Below are 15,851 nucleotides of genomic sequence, written 5' to 3'. Positions count from 1 at the left end.
GCGAGTTACGGGAGATGTCGACCAGCATCGGCGTCGAGGTGACGCGGATCGAGGAGAGGGTAGGAGAGGCGAAGGTCATGCCGAGACGACAAGTCGACGCCACGCGGCTTCTTCGTGGGAAGGCGGCGAATGACGCGCCGCGCCTGATCGGCTCCATCTTCACCCTTTGCGCCGCGTCTCAGCTCGTTGCGAGCGAGGCGGCGGTGGCGGCGGCGCAATCGCTGCACTTATCCGACGCCTTGCGCTGGCGTTGGCGACGTATGCTCTATGCTGAACGCGTCGCCGAACACTTACGCGCCAGCATGCTGGATTGGCCGGGCGAAAAAAGCGACCCGAGACGCCTCGCGCATCTGCCCGCCTTGCGTCAAGCGCTGACAATCGCGCGCGCCGCCGAGAAGGAAGAAGGTCGTTCTCTCCATATCGCCTTGAAAGAAGCCGCAAGCGAAGTGGGCGCGCCGTTAGGTGATGGAGCGCCGCGCGCGTGGCTCGGCGAATTATGGCGCGACGTCCTGCAGAATGGGCAAATCGCGCCCTGGCGGGAGCGCGCCGATTTTCTCGCGATTGGCGACGTCGAGACAGTGCATCTCGCATTGGAGGGGAGAGATGCCGATTTTCTTAGCCGCCCGCATTTGCCGGGACGCATCGTCGAAACGGGCGCTTTCGCGCGTCATTTCGCGCGCCTTAGCCGCGATATCGGGCTTCTGGCGGCAAGGCTTCAAGCGCGCTTCTACGACATCGCTTATGCCTTAGACGCGCTGGCGTATAGGGAGCCCTTGGCGGGCGAAGAAGATCTCGTCGTCGCGCGTTCGAGCCAGCCCGGCGAGGGCTTCGCCATGGTGGATTCGCCACGCGGATTTCTGTTCCATCGCGTCGAACTCGACGCATCGGGCGCCGTAAAGACATATGATATTCTTGCGCCGACGGAGTGGAACTTCCATCCCGCGGGGCCTTTCGTCGAGGCGCTGGCGGCGGCGAAACTCAATGTCGGCGACCCGCGTCGGATTGTAGCAACGCTTGCGGCGCTGTTCGATCCCTGCGCATCTTACGATATCAGACTTCTCGAGGCGCAGCATGCATGAAATGTCGCTGATGGAAGCTCTCGTCGATCTCGCCGAAGAGGAGGCGCGCAAGGCTGACGCGCGCCGCATCGCCGTCTTGCGCGTCGCCGTCGGCGCCCTGAGCCATGTCGATGCGCACGCTTTGCGCTTTTGCTTCGACGCGGTGGTTCGAGGCTCGATGTGCGAGGGCGCCGTACTGGATTTGGAGGACATCCCCGGCGCCGGCTGGTGTCTCGATTGCGGCAAGGAAGTCGCGTTGACCGAGCGTTTCGGGGCTTGTCCAGAATGCGGACGCCATCGCGTTCAAATGACGCGGGGCGATGATTTTCGCCTCATCGAACTGGAGGTCGCCTGATGTGCACAGTCTGCGGTTGCGGAACGAGCGTCGTCGAAGACAAGGACAAGGCCCAAAAGAGCGAAGCCCATTCGCATGATGACGCCGCCCATGGCCATCATCATCGCCATGAGCATGATCACGGTCATGACCATCACCATCACCATCATGACCATCATCACCATGGCGGAGAGAGCCATGGCGACGGTTCGATCCATTACGGCGCCGGACTAGCAGGCGTCCATGCGCCCGGCCTCAGTCAGGAGCGCATCGTCAAAATCGAGCGGGATATTCTGTCCAAGAACGACGCCTATGCGCGCGAGAACCGGCATCGCCTCACGGCCAACGGCAATTTCGCGCTGAATCTCGTTTCCAGTCCCGGCTCGGGAAAAACCAGCCTTTTGGTGCGCACGATCGAGGATTTGAAGGCGCGTCGCAAGATCGTCGTGATCGAAGGCGACCAGCAGACGGCGAATGACGCCGAGCGCATTCGCGCGACGGGCGCGCACGCCTTGCAGATCAACACCGGCAAGGGCTGTCATCTAGACGCGCATATGGTTGGCCATGCGATCGACACGCTCGCGCCAGAGAAGAACGCGTTGCTCTTTATCGAGAATGTCGGAAATCTCGTCTGCCCATCGGCTTTCGATCTCGGCGAGGCGCATAAGGTTGTCGTGCTGTCGGTGACGGAAGGCGAGGACAAGCCGCTCAAATATCCCGACATGTTTGCCGCCGCCGATCTGATGCTGCTCAATAAGGCCGATCTTCTGCCGCATCTTGATTTCGACGTCGGCGCTTGTATGGCGGCGGCGCTTACCGTCAACCCAGATCTGCAGACGCTTGTCGTTTCGGCGCGAAGCGGCGAAGGCATGCAGGCCTTCTATGCGTGGATCGAGGCGCGCGCCGCGCGCATGGCGGTTGCGGAGTAAAGCGCATGGCCCAAGCGCATGCCGCACGGAGAGCGCCGCAGCGTCTGCGGGTGCGCGTGCGCGGCGCCGTGCAGGGCGTCGGCTTCCGGCCTTTCGTCTATGATCTCGCAACCCGCATGCGGCTCGACGGCTTTGTCAAGAATGATGCGGCCGGCGTCCTCCTCGAAGTCCAGGGCGAGCGCGTCGACGCTTTCCTCGAGGCGTTATCGCGCCGTCCGCCGCCGCTCGCGCGCGTCGATGCGATCGATGTCGAGGAACTTGCGCCGCTCGAATCTTCGAGCTTTGTCATTCTCGACTCGGTCGATGGTCCGACCGAGACGCGCATCGTTCCCGATGCGGCCGTTTGCGAAGAATGCCTCGACGACCTCTTCGATCCGGCAAGTTGTTTTTATCTCTATCCCTTCGTCACCTGCACGCATTGCGGGCCGCGTTATACGCTGACGCGGCGGCTCCCCTATGATCGCGCGCAAACCTCCATGGCGTCCTTCGCCATGTGCCCGGCTTGCGCGCGCGACTATCGCGATCCGGCAAACCGGCGCTTCCACGCCGAGCCCATTTGCTGTTCGGCCTGCGGACCACAGCTGTCGTCTTCGCCGGGGGAGATCGTCGCGGCGCTGCGGGCCGGCAAGATTGTCGCGACAAAAGGCGTCGGCGGCTTTCATTTGATGTGCGACGCGCGAAACGGCGAAGCGGTCGAGGAATTGCGCCGTCGCAAGGCGCGGGACGCAAAGCCCTTCGCGGTTATGGTCGGCAATCTCGCTTCTGTCGCAACTATCGCGCGCACGACGGATCAGGAGCTCGCCTTGCTCCAGGATAGGACGCGGCCCATTGTGCTGATGCAGAGCAGAGGCGTTCTGGCCGCGGCCATCGCGCCGCGCCTCAATCGCATCGGCGTCATGCTGCCCTATACGCCGCTTCATCATCTCATTTTTCATGCGGCCGCGGGGGCCCCCGCGACCCGCTCATGGCGCGACGAGCCGCAAGACCTCGTCCTCGTCGCGACGAGCGCCAATCTCGGCGGCGATCCGCTGGTGAAGGACAATGAGGAGGCGCAAGAGCGCCTCGCGTCGATCGCCGATCTGATCGTGACGCATGATCGCGAGATCGTAACGCGCATCGACGATTCGGTCATAAGCGTCGTCGCCGCCGCGCCGATCTTTTTGCGCCGGGCGCGCGGCTTCGTGCCGGAGCCGATCGAACTTGGCGCTGACGGCCCCTGCGTCGTCGCCGCTGGCGCGCACTTTAAGGCGACGATCACGGTGACTCGCGGCCGCGAAGCTTTCGTCTCGCAACATATTGGCGATCTTTCAAACGCTGCGGCGGGGCGATTCTATCGCGAGACGGCGCAGCGACTCATCGAGCTTCTCGACGTGACGCCGGAGCTTGTCGCTTGCGATCTCCATCCCGATTATTATTCGACGCGTTGGGCGGAAGAGCAGGGATTGCCGCTTATCCGCGCGCAACATCACACGGCGCATCTTGCCGCCGTTCTCGCGGAGCATCGGGTCGAGGCGCCGGCGCTCGGCCTCGCGCTTGACGGGCATGGGTTTGGCGACGCCGGGCAGTCCTGGGGCGGCGAGTTGATGCGTCTCGACGGCGCCTCATGGCGTCGGCTGGGCGGGCTTGCGCCGCTGCCGGCGCCGGGCGGCGACCGTGCCGCGCGCGAGCCCTGGCGGATGGGCGTCGGCGCGCTCTTCAGGCTCGGTCGGCTCGACGCGGCGCCGCAGCTCTTTGCAACTGAGCCACGCGCGCCGGAGATGGCGCGCCTCATCGCGCAAGGATATGCGCCGCCCGTGACGAGCAGCATGGGCCGCCTTTTCGACGCCGCCGCGGCTCTCCTCGGACTTTCGACGCGGCAGCAGTATGAAGCTCAGGCGGCGATGGAGATGGAGGCGCTCGTCGTCGCGCCGCGCGTATTGGAGAAAGGCTTTCGCCTCGCTGAGGACGAACTCGATTTCTCGCCGCTCCTCGACGCTTTTGTCGAACAGCGCATGACTCCCCGCGAAGGGGCGGAGCTCTTTCACGGCACGCTCATCGAAGGTCTTGCGCAATTCGTCGCGAAGTCAGCGTCAGAGCAACGACTCGAGAGGATCGCGCTTGGCGGCGGCTGCATGATGAATCGCGTTCTTGCCGAATGCCTGATGGAGCGACTGCGAAGCGTCGGCCTGCGTCCGCTCATCGCGCGAAGATTGCCGCCGAACGACGGCGGCCTCTCGCTGGGGCAGGCGGCGATCGCGCGCGCTCTCGCGCAATCTCCCCAACCCCAGGATGCCGCCCTATGTGTCTAGCGATCCCCGCGCAAGTGATGGAGTTTCTTGGCGACGGCATGGCCCGCATCGATATGGGCGGCGTGTCCAAAGCGATCAGCGTCGCGCTGGTGGAAAACGTAGAGATCGGCGATTTCGTCGTCGTTCACGTCGGCTACGCCTTGTCGAAGATCGACGCCGAGGAGGCCGAGCGCACATTGGCGCTGCTGCGCGCCGCCGCGGCGATGGAGACGCCGTCATGAAATATGTGGATGAATATCGCGATCCCGAACTCGCGAAGGGCGTCGCGGCGACGATCGCCGCCGAGGTCGACATGGAGCGCAGCTACCGCTTCATGGAGTTCTGTGGCGGCCACACCCACGCCATTTCGCGCTATGGCGTCGAGGATATGCTGCCGTCCAATGTCATGATGATCCACGGCCCTGGATGCCCGGTCTGCGTCTTGCCGGTAGGGCGCATCGATGATGCGATCAGGCTTGCCGCCGATCCGCGCGTGACGCTCTGCACATACGCCGATCTGATGCGTGTGCCGGCGTCTCACGGCGCGAGTCTTCTGAAAGCGCGCGCGGCGGGCGCCGACATCCGTATGGTTTATTCGACGCTCGACGCTTTGCGCATCGCCAAAGCCGAGCCGGCGCGCGAAGTGGTTTTTCTTGCCATCGGCTTCGAGACCACGACGCCGCCGACGGCGCTTGCGATCAAGCAGGCGAAAGCGCAAGGGCTGCGCAATTTTTCCGTCTTCTGCAATCATGTGCTGACGCCCGTCGCCATGCGCGCCATATTGGCGGGGGAGGGCGACGAGGCGACGCCGCTGGACGGAATCGTCGGCCCCGCTCACGTCAGCACGGTGATCGGCGCACGGCCCTATGAATTCGTCGCGCGTGAATATGGGAAGCCCGTGGTCATTTCCGGCTTCGAGCCGCTAGACGTCATGCAATCGATCCTGATGCTTATCCGCCAGGTCAATGAAGGCCGTTGCGTCATCGAAAATCAATATGTCCGCGCCGTGACGCGCGACGGCAATTCCAGAGCGCAAAAGGAGATGGATGAGGTCTTCAAATTGCGCGAAAGCTTTGAATGGCGTGGTCTCGGCTTCGTGCCGCAGAGCGCGCTGCGTCTCGCCGAAGCGTTCGCCGGTTTCGACGCGGAAAAGCGCTTCGACATCCACACCGTCGCGGCTGCCGACAATCCGGCGTGCGAATGCGGGGCCATTCTGCGCGGCGCAAAGAAGCCGACGGATTGCAAGCTCTTTGGTTCTCTTTGCACGCCGGAGACGCCGATGGGATCCTGCATGGTGTCGTCGGAGGGCTCTTGCGCCGCGCATTACGCCTATGGGCGATTTCGCGACCGCAGCCGCGCGCGCATCGAAAGGGCGGCCTCATGAGCCTCGTCATGAAGCCAATTCGACGCAAGCTCGACGTGATGAACGGACGCGTCGATCTTTCGCACGGCTCCGGCGGGCGCGCCATGGCGCAGCTCATCGCCGATATTTTTCACGACGCCTTCGACAATGACTGGCTGCGTCGCAACGACGATCAGGCGACGCTCGACGCGCAGCACCGCCGTCTCGTGATGACGACCGACGGCTACGTCGTTTCGCCGCTGTTTTTCCCCGGCGGCGATATCGGCTCCTTATCCGTCCATGGGACGATCAACGATATCGCCGTGGCGGGCGCGACGCCGAAATATCTTTCCGCGAGCTTCATCATTGAGGAGGGTTTTGCGCTCGGCGATTTGAAACGCATTGCTCAAAGCATGGGTGACGCATCGCGCGCCGCCGGTGTGCCGATCGTTACGGGCGACACCAAAGTCGTGGAGCACGGCAAGGCGGACGGCGTCTTCATCTCGACCGCCGGCGTCGGCGTCTTGCCGGACGGCCTGTCGCTGTCGAGCGACCGAGCGCGCGCCGGCGACGCCGTTCTCGTCTCCGGCTCCATGGGCGATCATGGCGTCGCCATCATGTCGCGACGGGAAAATCTCGAATTCGGAGTCGAAATTCTGTCCGACTCTTCAGCGCTGCACGGACTCACCGCCGCGATGATCGGCGCGGCGGGCGGGGCCTTGCGCGTCATGCGCGATCCGACCCGCGGCGGCCTTGCCGCGGCTTTGAATGAAATCGCGCATCAGTCCAATGTCGGCTTCACGATCGACGAGGAGCTTATTCCAGTAAAATCACAGGTCGCCGCCGCTTGCGAGTTTCTGGGGCTCGATCCCCTCTATGTCGCCAATGAGGGAAAGCTGATGGCGATATGCGCGCCGGAGGCCGCCGAGACGCTGCTCGAAGCCATGCGCGCCCATCCGCTCGGACGCGATGCGGCCGTGATCGGCCATGTCGTTGAAGACGAGCGGAATTTCGTCGAGATGACGACGCGTTTTGGCGGCGGGCGTATCGTCGATTGGCTGTCAGGGGAGCAGCTTCCTCGCATATGTTAAGGCGCGGCGCGCCGCGCACCGGATGACGCGATGACTTCTTCTTCGACCGTGCTGGTGATTGATGACGAACTTCGTTCGCGCGAGGCGTTGCAACGCGTCCTTGCCGACGAATTCGACGTGATCTGCGTCTCCAAAGCGAAGGAGGCGGAAGGCGTTCTCGACGGCGAACTGGTGCAGGTCATTCTCTGCGATCACAGAATGGCGGGCGAAAGCGGAGTCGATTTCCTCAAGCGCGCCCGCGTCGCCTGGCCAGATCCGATCCGCATCATCATCTCTGGCTACACCGAGTCCGAAGATATCATCGCCGGCGTCAATGAAGCCGGCATCTATCAATATATCACCAAGCCATGGGAGCCGGAAAAGCTGATCGCCAGCGTGCGCGACGCGGCGCAGCTCTATCGCTACCAGAAAGAAGTCGGCGCCGGCCTTGACAATAAACCCGCCGCCGAGGTGCTCAATGAGCAGATCGCGACTCGTCGGAGCAAGGAGCAGCGGCTGTTCGAATTCAGCCGCATCATTCATCATCCGGAGAGCCCGGTCGCGCCCGTCGTCGCGCTGGCGCGCAAGGCGACGGAATATGACATTTCGGTGCTCATTACCGGCGCGTCGGGAACGGGCAAGGAGCTTCTCGCCCGCGCAATCCATTACGGCTCCGATCGCGCCGACAAACCCTTCGTCGTGCAGAATTGCGGCGCGTTGCCCGACGAACTGCTGGAGAGCGAACTTTTCGGCTGCAAGAAGGGCGCTTACACCGGCGCCTATCAGGATCGCGTCGGCCTGTTCGAACTCGCCAACGGAGGCTCGATCTTTCTCGACGAAATCGGCGAAACCTCAGCAGCCTTTCAAGTGCGATTGCTGCGTGTGCTGCAGGAAGGCGAAATCCGCCCGCTTGGCGCGCAGCGGCAGCGCAAGGTCAATGTGCGCCTGATTGCGGCGACGAATCGAAGTCTGGAAGATGAAGTCGCTGCCGGACGATTCCGGCGTGATCTTTATTATCGCATCGCCGCCTTTCCGATCCATTTGCCGCCGCTCTGCGAGCGGCCGCGTGACATCGAATTGATCGCGATGCGTATCCTTGTCGACGTCAATCGCAGCTTCAAGCGCGGCGTCAAAGGCTTTGCGGCGGAGACTCTGGCGCGCCTTGCGAGCTACCACTGGCCAGGAAATGTGCGCGAACTGCATAATGAAATTCAGCGCATGGTGACGCTTTCGGAAAATGACGCGCCGCTGCCGGCGAATTTGTTATCGCCGCGCATCCTCGCGCCGCGGCCGATGAATGGGCATGCGGTGGCGGATCGTATTCTCAAGACGCGGGTCGAAGCGCTGGAGCGCGAGATGATTGAAGAGGCGCTGCGCCGTTTCGACGGCAATATCAGCCGCGCGTCGGAAGATCTTGGCCTTTCCCGCGTCGGCCTGCGCAATAAGATCGAACGCTATGGCGTTGAGCGGGATCTGCGCGATGACGACGAGTAGAATCTCTCGTCCGGCGAATATGATCGATCTCCTGTCCGAAAGCGCAGGGCTTCCCGAAGACGCGCAGACGGAGAATATGTGGCTCGAAGTCATTCATAAGGTCGACGAAGTCTATTCCGATCTTATTCGTTATGAGTCCGATCTCGAAATCAAGAACGCCGAGCTTGAGGAAGCGCAGCAGTTTATTTCGAGCGTCATCGCCTCCGTATCCGATATTCTCGTCGTCTGCGACGAGAAGGGCCGCATTCTTCAGGTCAATCCCGCCTTTCAGCGAATCACTGGGTTGAGCGAAAGCAGGCTGCTCGGCGCGAGCCTTGCCGATTTTCTGATCGAGGAAGACCGGTCCGGGGCTTTGCAGAAAATGACTGAAGGAGTCGCGGGCAAGGTCACGGAATGCGAACTGCGTTTCCTCGCGGCGGGCGGCGTATCCGATCTCATGGCGATCAATTGCTCGGCCCGTTTCGATCACACAGGGCGGCGCGTAGGTGCCGTGCTCACCGGGCGCCCCATCGGCGAGTTGAAACGCGCCTATGAGGCGTTGCACGTCGCCCATCTCGAATTACAGCAGGCGCAGCGCAAGCTGATCGAACAGGAGAAGATGGCGAGCCTCGGGCGCCTTGTCGCGGGCGTTGCGCATGAGCTCAACAATCCCATCAGCTTCATTTACGGCAATATCCATACGCTCGACAAATATCGCGGCGCGCTCGCGGAATATCTGGAGAAATCCAGCGTAAGAACGCAAGACGACGCGTTGCGGCGCCGCTACCGGATAGACGCCATTCTCGCCGATCTTCCGTCGTTGATCGAAGGCATGATGGATGGCGCCGTTCGCATCAGCGACATTGTAAGGAATTTGCGGCGCCTCTCTTTCAGTCGCCCGGCCGAAACCCAGCGCGTCGATCTTGAACGTATCGCGCGCACAGCGGCGAATTGGGCTGCGCGCAGCAAAAAGACGCTCGCCGAGGTTTCCTTCGACTGCGAAAGAGGCGTCGTGGTCGACGGGCATGAGGGACAAATTCATCAGGTGCTGGTCAATCTGATCGACAACGCCTTCGATGCGACGAAGGAGGTCGCCGCGCCCCGGATCAGCGTCGCGATCCGTAAGGCGAATGGCCGAGCGGAAATCGTCGTCGAGGACAATGGACGTGGATTGGCCGAGGTCGTGCTCGACAAGATTTTCGAGCCTTTCTTTACGACAAAGGTCGTGGGGGAAGGAACCGGCCTTGGCCTTTGGATCAGCTATTCAATCGTCAAGGAACATGGCGGCTCGATCATGGCGGCCAATCGACCGGGCGGCGGCGCGATTTTCACTGTCCAACTGCCGATCAATAGCGCGCCGCCGCGGGACGTAGCGGACGGACGCCGATGAACGTAGGCGCTTTCAACATATTGTGGCTGCAGGCGGGGAGCTGCGGCGGCTGCACCATGTCGATGCTCGAACACGGGTCGGGCGGCTGGTTTCGCGAATTGGAGACGTTTGGCGTCAATCTTCTGTGGCATCCAAGCGTGAGCGAGGAGACCGGCGACGAGGCGCGCGTTGTTCTTGAGCGGATAGAGTCAGGCGAAACGCCGCTTCATGCGCTGTGTATCGAAGGCGCGATTCTCTGCGGGCCCGATGGCACGGGCTTTTTCAATCGGCTCGCCGGAACGGGACGCGCCATGCTCGATTGGGCGCGTTCTCTTGCCGCCAAAGCGGATTATTGCGTCGCTGTCGGCTCCTGCGCGGCCTTTGGCGGCGTTCCCGTCGCGGATCCCGATCCGACCGCCGCCGCCGGTTTACAGTATCGCAAGGCTGTCGCGGGCGGCGCGCTCGGCGCCGATTATCGTTCGCGGCGCGGTTTGCCGGTCATCAATGTGGCGGGCTGTGCGCCGCATCCTGGCTGGATCATGGAGACGCTCGCGGCGTTGGCGCTCGACGCCATGACGGCCGATGACCTCGATGCGCTGGGCCGGCCGAAATTCTATGCCGATCATCTCGCGCATCATGGGTGCAGCCGCAACGAATTCTATGAGTTCAAGGCGAGCGCGGAAACGCTGTCGCAGCGCGGCTGCCTGATGGAGCATCTCGGATGCAAGGCGACGCAGGCGGCTGGCGATTGCAATCAGCGCGGCTGGAACGGTTCCGGCTCATGCACGAAAGGCGGTTTCGCCTGCATCGCCTGCACCTCGCCGAGCTTCGAGGATATTCGCGATTACCACCGCACGCCGAAGATCGGCGGCGTCCCGATCGGCCTGCCGCTCGATATGCCGAAAGCCTGGTTCATGGCGCTCGCCGCGCTGTCGAAATCCGCGACGCCGCCGCGCGTGCGCAAGAATGCGACGGCCGATCATGTTGTCGTGCCGCCGCGCGGCGCGAGAAAGCCGAAGGAATGACGCGTCTTCTTGTCGGACCTTTCAATCGAGTCGAGGGCGATCTCGAAGTAACGCTCGACATCGAGGACGACGCCGTTGCTTCGGCCCGCGTGACGACGCCGCTCTATCGCGGGTTCGAGCAAATCCTTGTCGGCCGCCCGCCGGCGGACGCCCTTGCTATCGCGCCGCGCATCTGCGGCATTTGCTCGGTCTCGCAATCCATGGCGGCGGCGGCGGCGCTGCGCGCGCTGTATGGCGTCGCGCCGGCGCATAATGGAATCGTCGCGGCCAATCTCGCGCATGCCGCCGAGAACATGGCCGATCATCTCACGCATTTCTATATTTTCTTCATGCCGGATTTCGCGCGCGCGCAATATGCCGGCCAGAGCTGGCATAAGGCCGCCTTGCGTCGCTTCAAGGCGATCGAAGGCGCGTCGGCGAATGAGGTTCTGCAGGCGCGTCGGCGTCTTCTCGAAATCATGGGGCTCCTCGCCGGCAAATGGCCGCATAGTCTCGCGTTCCAGCCGGGCGGAACGACCTGCGCGGTCGATCTTGGGCAGAAGGCGCAACTGGTTGCGATTGCGCGCGACTTTCGTCGCTTTCTTGAAACGGCGGTGTTCGCGGCGTCGCTCGATGCGCCGCTCGCGCTCAAGACGCCTGAAGAGCTGGAGCGCTTTTGCGAAGGGGAGGGCGCCGAGGGCGATTTCGCCGTCTTTTGCCGTATAGCGCGCGCGCTCGATCTCGAAAATCTCGGCCATGCCGACAATCCCTTGATGAGCTATGGCGCTTATCGCTGCGAGGCGGACGCTTTCTTAAACGCAGGCGTGTTCGATCCCGTCACGGGCGCGCTGTCGCCGCTCGACCCCCATACGATCCGCGAGGACGTGTCGCATGCCTATTTGCGCGACGGTCCCGAAGAGCCGGCGCTTGCGCGCACCGAGCCTTATGTCGACAAGCCCGGCGCCTATTCCTTCGCAAAGGCGCCGCGTCTTCAGGGCCGACCGGCGGAAGTTGGTGCGCTGGCGCGGCTTGCGGTTCACGGCCATCCGCTTGTGCGCGCCCTGCTCGCGCGGTCGCGCGGCTCCAATGTCTTCGCGCGCGTTGTCGCGCGTCTGATCGAGCTTGCACTGGTTGCGGAGGCGACGGAAGCCTGGGCGAAGTCGCTGGCGCTGAACGAGCCTTTTTGCGCCTCGGCGCCGCTGGAAGGGAATGGCGAGGGCGTCGGCCTCGTCGAAGCGGCCCGCGGCTCGCTTGGCCACTGGCTCGGCGCGCAGAAGGGAAAGATCCGCGCCTATCAGATCATCGCGCCGACGACGTGGAATTTCTCGCCGCGCGACGCGTCTGGCGCGCCGGGCCCGGTGGAGCAGGCGCTTGTCGGCGCGCCGCTTGAAGGCCATGGCGCGCGCGCCGCTTCCGTGCAGCATGTCATCCGCTCTTTCGATCCCTGCATGGTTTGCACCGCGCATTGATGAAGGCTGGCAAGCGCCTTTCCGCCGATTGAAAATTCACTAGCCGCTCTCGCGCGAAAATTCGCCGCGCGGCGGCGTTCGATCCCTCCTAGCTTATTGGAATTAAATTAATTTCAATCAACCGGCGCGTTTGGCCCGGACCTTGCTCGCCTGAAAACAAAGCGCGACGCCAGATCGCGATGAAGGGACGAAGACGCCATCAGGAGGAGCGGAATGGCCGCGATCGAGACTTTTTACGACGTCATCCGCCGACAGGGGGTGACGCGCAGAAGCTTCACGAAATTTTGCAGCCTGACCGCCGCCAGTCTCGGCATGGGCCCGATCGGCGCCGCGAAGATCGCCAACGCGCTCGAGACCAAGGAGCGCACGCCCGTCATCTGGATGCATGGACTCGAATGCACCTGTTGCTCGGAAAGCTTCATCCGTTCGGCGCATCCGCTCGTGAAGGATGTCGTCCTGTCGATGATCTCCCTCGATTACGACGACACGATCATGGCCGCCGCCGGTCATCAGGCCGAAGCGATCCTCGAAGAGACCAAAGAGAAATACAAAGGCAAATATATTCTCGCGGTCGAGGGCAATCCGCCGCTGAATGAAGGCGGCATGTTCTGCATCGACGGCGGCAAGCCTTTCGTCGAAAAACTGAAATGGATGGCGGACGACGCTATGGCGATCATCGCCTGGGGGGCCTGCGCCTCATGGGGATGCGTACAGGCGGCCAAGCCCAATCCGACGCAGGCGACGCCCATCGACAAGGTCATACACGACAAGCCGATCATCAAAGTGCCGGGATGCCCGCCCATCGCCGAAGTCATGACCGGCGTCGTCACCTATATAACGACCTTTGGCAGACTGCCCGAACTCGACCGGCAGGGCCGGCCGAATATGTTCTATTCGCAGCGCATCCACGACAAATGTTACCGCCGGCCGCATTTCGATGCAGGCCAGTTCGTCGAACAATGGGACGACGAAAGCGCCCGCAAAGGCTATTGCCTCTATAAAATGGGCTGCAAGGGGCCGACGACCTATAACGCCTGTTCGACCGTTCGCTGGAACGGCGGCGTGTCTTTCCCCATCCAGTCGGGCCATGGCTGCATTGGCTGTTCGGAAGAGGGCTTCTGGGACAAGGGCCCCTTCTATGAACGGCTGACGAACATCCATCAATTCGGCGTCGAGAAGAACGCGGACGAGATCGGCCTCGCGGCGGCGGGCCTCGTCGGCGCGGCCGTCGTCACGCATGCCGCGGCGACTGCTGTTAAGCGCATCGTCTCGAAGAACAACGATCACTCGGCTTGACGCCGCTCTCCAGGACAATCGCCATGACGCAGCAGCGCATCTCTCAAATTAGCGCCGACCAGGCGGCCCCCGCCGTCGCCGCAACGGCTTCCGCCGGCGTCGATACGCCGAACGGGTTCAGGCTCGACAACAGCGGCAAGCGCGTCGTCGTCGATCCGGTTACGCGCATCGAAGGCCATCTGCGGGTGGAGGTGAATGTCGATTCCGACAATGTCATCCGCAACGCGGTTTCGACCGGGACGATGTGGCGCGGCATCGAAGTCATTCTCAAGAACCGCGACCCGCGCGACGCCTGGGCCTTCACCGAGCGGATTTGCGGCGTTTGCACCGGCACCCATGCGCTTACTTCGGTGCGCGCCGTCGAAGACGCGCTCGGCGTCACTATCCCCGAGAACGCCAATTCGATCCGCAATCTCATGCAGCTCGCGCTGCAGGTGCACGATCACATCGTGCATTTCTATCACCTTCATGCGCTCGACTGGGTCGATGTGGTCTCGGCGCTGAGCGCCGATCCGAAGGCCACTTCCGCTCTTGCGCAGTCGATTTCGAGCTGGCCGCTGTCCTCCCCCGGCTATTACAAAGACTTGCAAACGCGCCTGAAAAAGTTTGTCGAGTCTGGCCAGCTCGGTCCCTTCAAGAACGGCTATTGGGGCAGCAAGGCCTATCGGCTGCCGCCCGAAGCCAATCTGATGGCGGTGGCGCATTATCTTGAGGCGCTCGACTTCCAAAAGGAGATCGTGAAAATCCACACGATCTTCGGCGGCAAGAATCCGCATCCCAATTGGCTCGTCGGCGGCGTTCCCTGCGCGATCAATGTCGACGGCGTCGGAGCAGTCGGCGCGATCAATATGGAGCGTCTCAACCTTGTCGACGGCATTATCGACCAACTGATCGAATTCAACGACAAGGTCTATATCCCCGACATCATGGCCATCGGCTCCTTCTATAAGGGCTGGCTCTATGGCGGCGGCCTCTCCGGCAAATCCGTGCTTGCCTATGGCGACGTTCCGGAGCACGCCAATGACTATACGGACAAGAATCTTCTTTTGCCGCGCGGCGCGATTATCAACGGCAAGCTCGACGAGATTCATCCCGTCGATCATCGCGACCCCGAGGAAATACAGGAGTTCGTGACGCACTCCTGGTACAAATACGGCGACGAAACCAAGGGGCTGCACCCCTGGGATGGCGTCACCGAGCCGCATTATGAACTGGGTCCCAACGCCAAAGGCACGAAGACCAATATCATCGAGCTCGACGAAGGCGGCAAATACTCCTGGATCAAGGCGCCGCGCTGGCGCGGCCACGCAATGGAAGTCGGTCCGCTGGCGCGCTGGGTCGTCGGCTATGCGCAGGGCAAGCCGCAATTCAAGGAGCCGGTCGAGAAAGTGCTCCATGATCTCGAATTGCCGACTTCCGCGCTCTTCTCGACGCTCGGCCGCACGGCGGCGCGCGCGTTGGAGAGCCAATGGGCCGGCTATCAGATGCGGCATTTCTTCGACAAGCTGATCGCCAATATCAAGGCCGGCGATCTTGCGACCGCCAATGTCGAGAAGTGGGAGCCGAAAAGCTGGCCCAAAGAGACGAAGGGCGTCGGTTTCACTGAGGCGCCGCGCGGCGCGCTGGCGCATTGGATCAAGATCAAAGACGGCAAGATCGATAATTACCAATGCGTCGTGCCGACCACATGGAATGGCTCGCCGCGCGATCCCGCAGGCAATATCGGCGCCTTTGAGGCTTCGCTGATGAACACGCCCATGGTCGATCCCGCGCAGCCGGTCGAAATCCTGCGCACGATCCATTCCTTCGATCCCTGCCTCGCCTGTTCGACGCATGTGATGAGCGAGGACGGGCAGGAAATGGCGAAGGTGCAGGTGCGCTGAGGAGGGTTTCATGACCGACATTTCGCGCATCGACGTCGCCGATTCTCATAGCGAAAGGGCCGTCGCGCGGCCAACCGTATATGTCTATGAGGCGCCCGTGCGCCTCTGGCATTGGATCAACGCCCTAGTCATCTTGGCTTTGATCGCCACCGGCTATCTGATCGGCTCTCCCTTGCCGACCGTCGCCGGCGAGGCGTCGCAGCATTTCGTCATGGGCTATATCCGCTTCGCCCATTTCACTGCCGGCCAGATCTTAGCGATCGGCTTTCTGTTACGCGGCTATTGGGCATTCGTCGGCAACGATCATTCCAGGCAGATCTATTACGTTCCGATCTGGCGCGCCTCCTTCTGGAAGGA

Annotated in this window: 14 protein-coding genes; all 14 read left to right on the top strand. The window is 62.4% G+C overall.

The window, feature by feature from the left end; genetic code table 11:
• Positions 1–14: 14 nt before the first annotated feature.
• A complete protein-coding gene (locus AB7F41_RS12930) occupies positions 15–1,079 on the top strand; it encodes a nickel-dependent hydrogenase large subunit (RefSeq protein WP_428406603.1) in 1,065 nt (354 codons plus the stop codon).
• On the top strand, positions 1,072–1,413 hold the full coding sequence (gene hypA, locus AB7F41_RS12925; protein ID WP_428384728.1) for a hydrogenase maturation nickel metallochaperone HypA: 342 nt from the start codon (positions 1,072–1,074) through the stop codon (positions 1,411–1,413). The genes AB7F41_RS12930 and hypA overlap by 8 nt, the downstream gene beginning before the upstream one ends.
• A complete protein-coding gene (gene hypB / locus AB7F41_RS12920; RefSeq protein WP_428384730.1) occupies positions 1,413–2,321 on the top strand; it encodes a hydrogenase nickel incorporation protein HypB in 909 nt (302 codons plus the stop codon). Before hypA ends, hypB begins: the two co-directional genes overlap by 1 nt.
• Positions 2,322–2,326: 5 nt before the next feature.
• Positions 2,327–4,609, top strand: coding sequence for a carbamoyltransferase HypF (gene hypF, locus AB7F41_RS12915; protein ID WP_428384732.1), 2,283 nt, complete (start codon positions 2,327–2,329; stop codon positions 4,607–4,609).
• A complete protein-coding gene (locus AB7F41_RS12910) occupies positions 4,600–4,830 on the top strand; it encodes a HypC/HybG/HupF family hydrogenase formation chaperone (protein WP_428384734.1) in 231 nt (76 codons plus the stop codon). The genes hypF and AB7F41_RS12910 overlap by 10 nt, the downstream gene beginning before the upstream one ends.
• Positions 4,827–5,972, top strand: coding sequence for a hydrogenase formation protein HypD (gene hypD, locus AB7F41_RS12905; RefSeq protein ID WP_428384736.1), 1,146 nt, complete (start codon positions 4,827–4,829; stop codon positions 5,970–5,972). The genes AB7F41_RS12910 and hypD overlap by 4 nt, the downstream gene beginning before the upstream one ends.
• 8 nt (positions 5,973–5,980) lie before the next feature.
• Positions 5,981–7,021 (top strand): hydrogenase expression/formation protein HypE, encoded by a 1,041-nt coding sequence (gene hypE / locus AB7F41_RS12900; RefSeq protein ID WP_428384738.1) that lies wholly within the window; start codon positions 5,981–5,983, stop codon positions 7,019–7,021.
• Between the two features lie 30 nt (positions 7,022–7,051).
• The gene (locus AB7F41_RS12895; protein WP_428384739.1) at positions 7,052–8,494 is read left to right on the top strand and encodes a sigma-54-dependent transcriptional regulator; all 1,443 of its coding nucleotides are present in this window, start codon (positions 7,052–7,054) and stop codon (positions 8,492–8,494) included.
• Positions 8,481–9,863: a sensor histidine kinase gene (locus AB7F41_RS12890; protein ID WP_428384741.1), complete on the top strand. Its 1,383-nt coding sequence runs from the start codon at positions 8,481–8,483 to the stop codon at positions 9,861–9,863. The genes AB7F41_RS12895 and AB7F41_RS12890 overlap by 14 nt, the downstream gene beginning before the upstream one ends.
• A complete protein-coding gene (locus tag AB7F41_RS12885; protein ID WP_428384743.1) occupies positions 9,860–10,867 on the top strand; it encodes a HupU protein in 1,008 nt (335 codons plus the stop codon). The genes AB7F41_RS12890 and AB7F41_RS12885 overlap by 4 nt, the downstream gene beginning before the upstream one ends.
• The gene (locus AB7F41_RS12880; protein ID WP_428384745.1) at positions 10,864–12,315 is read left to right on the top strand and encodes a nickel-dependent hydrogenase large subunit; all 1,452 of its coding nucleotides are present in this window, start codon (positions 10,864–10,866) and stop codon (positions 12,313–12,315) included. The genes AB7F41_RS12885 and AB7F41_RS12880 overlap by 4 nt, the downstream gene beginning before the upstream one ends.
• A 213-nt stretch (positions 12,316–12,528) precedes the next feature.
• Positions 12,529–13,611, top strand: coding sequence for a hydrogenase small subunit (locus AB7F41_RS12875; RefSeq protein ID WP_428384747.1), 1,083 nt, complete (start codon positions 12,529–12,531; stop codon positions 13,609–13,611).
• A gap of 23 nt (positions 13,612–13,634) precedes the next feature.
• Positions 13,635–15,494 carry a nickel-dependent hydrogenase large subunit gene (locus tag AB7F41_RS12870; RefSeq protein ID WP_428384749.1) on the top strand — a complete coding sequence of 620 codons (1,860 nt, stop codon included), beginning with the start codon at positions 13,635–13,637 and terminating at the stop codon, positions 15,492–15,494.
• 10 nt (positions 15,495–15,504) lie between these two features.
• On the top strand, positions 15,505–15,851 hold a 347-nt coding region (locus AB7F41_RS12865; RefSeq protein WP_428406602.1), incomplete at its 3' end, for a cytochrome b/b6 domain-containing protein.

It is taken from the genome of Methylocystis sp. (assembly GCF_050251305.1).
GTDB lineage: Bacteria > Pseudomonadota > Alphaproteobacteria > Rhizobiales > Beijerinckiaceae > Methylocystis.
The sequence above is the reverse complement of the archived record's forward strand: the minus strand, read 5'-3'. Positions and strand labels throughout refer to the sequence as shown.

Coding starts and splice junctions, on each gene's coding strand:
- AB7F41_RS12930 (WP_428406603.1), top strand. CDS start 15: ATGTCGACCAGCATCGGCGTCGAGGTGACGCGGATCGAGGAGAGGGTA.
- AB7F41_RS12910 (WP_428384734.1), top strand. CDS start 4,600: ATGTGTCTAGCGATCCCCGCGCAAGTGATGGAGTTTCTTGGCGACGGC.
- AB7F41_RS12875 (WP_428384747.1), top strand. CDS start 12,529: ATGGCCGCGATCGAGACTTTTTACGACGTCATCCGCCGACAGGGGGTG.
- hypA (WP_428384728.1), top strand. CDS start 1,072: ATGCATGAAATGTCGCTGATGGAAGCTCTCGTCGATCTCGCCGAAGAG.
- AB7F41_RS12870 (WP_428384749.1), top strand. CDS start 13,635: ATGACGCAGCAGCGCATCTCTCAAATTAGCGCCGACCAGGCGGCCCCC.
- AB7F41_RS12895 (WP_428384739.1), top strand. CDS start 7,052: ATGACTTCTTCTTCGACCGTGCTGGTGATTGATGACGAACTTCGTTCG.
- hypD (WP_428384736.1), top strand. CDS start 4,827: ATGAAATATGTGGATGAATATCGCGATCCCGAACTCGCGAAGGGCGTC.
- hypE (WP_428384738.1), top strand. CDS start 5,981: ATGAAGCCAATTCGACGCAAGCTCGACGTGATGAACGGACGCGTCGAT.
- hypF (WP_428384732.1), top strand. CDS start 2,327: ATGGCCCAAGCGCATGCCGCACGGAGAGCGCCGCAGCGTCTGCGGGTG.
- AB7F41_RS12885 (WP_428384743.1), top strand. CDS start 9,860: ATGAACGTAGGCGCTTTCAACATATTGTGGCTGCAGGCGGGGAGCTGC.
- hypB (WP_428384730.1), top strand. CDS start 1,413: ATGTGCACAGTCTGCGGTTGCGGAACGAGCGTCGTCGAAGACAAGGAC.
- AB7F41_RS12880 (WP_428384745.1), top strand. CDS start 10,864: ATGACGCGTCTTCTTGTCGGACCTTTCAATCGAGTCGAGGGCGATCTC.
- AB7F41_RS12890 (WP_428384741.1), top strand. CDS start 8,481: ATGACGACGAGTAGAATCTCTCGTCCGGCGAATATGATCGATCTCCTG.